Origin of the sequence: Pseudomonas edaphica (assembly GCF_005863185.1) — a bacterium.
GTDB classification, from domain to species: Bacteria; Pseudomonadota; Gammaproteobacteria; order Pseudomonadales; family Pseudomonadaceae; genus Aquipseudomonas; species Aquipseudomonas edaphica.
This window is the reverse complement of record NZ_VBVZ01000917.1, coordinates 1-1,685: the sequence shown is the minus strand read 5'-3', so window position 1 is coordinate 1,685 and position 1,685 is coordinate 1. Positions and strand designations below refer to the sequence as shown.

Annotated in this window: 1 protein-coding gene; it reads left to right on the top strand. The window is 59.8% G+C overall.

The window, feature by feature from the left end:
* Nucleotides 1-1,685, top strand: a 1,685-nt coding sequence (locus FEM54_RS32050; RefSeq protein WP_138454221.1) for an RHS repeat domain-containing protein, incomplete at both ends; no start/stop codon positions are given.

Below are 1,685 nucleotides of genomic sequence, written 5' to 3'. Positions count from 1 at the left end.
GTACTCACTGTGGGACAGCCTCAAGCAACTGTTTGAGTGGCTTGCACACCCGTTGGATAACGCTGAAAAGCTGCTGAGTTATCTGTCCCAGGCCGAGTTTGAACAGCTGCTGAATGCCAGCGCCGAGGCGCTTGAAAAAGGCCTGTTGGTGCTCAGCGATGAGCCGCTGCTGTTTATCTACCTGTCGGCCATGGTCAGTTGGATGCGGTTGTTGCCGCCTGCATACATGAACGAGTTGCTGGGTGAGATCAGCGCCGACGTGCTGATTAACCTGGTGCTGGCCCTGGCCACGGGCGGCATGGGGATTGCGATACGCATGAGCGCCCAGGTGCTGGGCGGCATCAAGTCTCGGCGTGCGCGCCGGTGGTTGGAGCAACTGGCCGGGCAATTTGGTAAATCTCGCTTGGGTGAGCATGTCGAGGCGGCCAAGCCGATCTTGCTGGGCAGTGCCCCGACGCCGATCAAGACCGTGCCGGTTGCGCCGCTGAAGGCTGGGGACCAGTTGGTTGCCAACCCGGTGCCGGCGGTGCGCAGCAAGACGCAGCAGACCGCGTTGGTGCGCCAGGAACCTGTGGATGATGTGCCGGCTTCGGGCAAGAACCTCAATGGCGATGCGGCGGCCCCTGCGGACAAAACCGTCACCCACGGTTGCCCCGTTTCGATGGTCACCGGCGAGGAATTGCTGACCCTCACCGATGGCACGTTGGACGGGATTTTGCCGTTTGAGTGGACGCGGCTGTATCGCACCAGTGCGGTGGAAGTCGATTGCGGGTTGGGGTTTGGCTGGAGTCATTCGCTGGCGCAGCGGTTGGTGGTTTCGGGTGATTCGGTGGTGTGGACGGATCATGAGAACCGCCGTACTGAGTTTGTGCTGCCTACCGCTAATCGACCGGCGATTACCAATAGCTTGGCTGAAGCGGCGATCTATTTGGGTGAATTGCCCGATGAACTGGTGCTGGCCCAGGCGTCGCTGTTCTACCACTTTCAAGAGGGTGTGCTGACCGCCATCAGCGATGCGTATGACAACCGGTTGCGGGTTTTCCGCGATCGTTTGGGGCGGGTTGAGCGGCTGGACAATGGTGTAGGTCGCTCGCTGTTTCTGCGTTATGAATTTGGCCGCATTGTGGCGGTGGACTATCAGGTTCATCGGGCCAAAGGGCATGAGCCGTTTGAATGGGTCACCGAGCAGAAGGTTGTTTCCTACGCCTATGACGACCTTGGCCGACTGGTTTCTGCAACCAATGCTGTAGGCGAAAGCGAGGTTTATCGGTACGACGAGCAGCACGTCATTCTTGAGCGTGGGTTGGCCGGTGGGGCGAGTTTCTTTTGGGAGTGGGATGGGGCTGGTAAGGCTTCGCGGTGTGTTCGGCACTGGGCCAGCTTTTCGCAGATGGATACGCGGTATGCCTGGGGCGATGACGGCCGTGTCACGGTGCATAACGCTGATGGCAGCCGGGAAGTGTATGTCCACGATGACCGCGCACGTCTGGTGCAGCGCATTGATCCGGACGGCGCTGAACACTTCAAATCCTATGACGGCAAGGGCCGGCTGACCGTAGAGCAGGATCCGCTTGGGGCGGTGACGGCGTATCAGTACGACGAAGCCGGACGCTTGGTGGCGTTGTTTCCGGGTGACGATGAGCCGACGTCCTACGAGCATGACAACGGGTTCGTACGGATCGAAA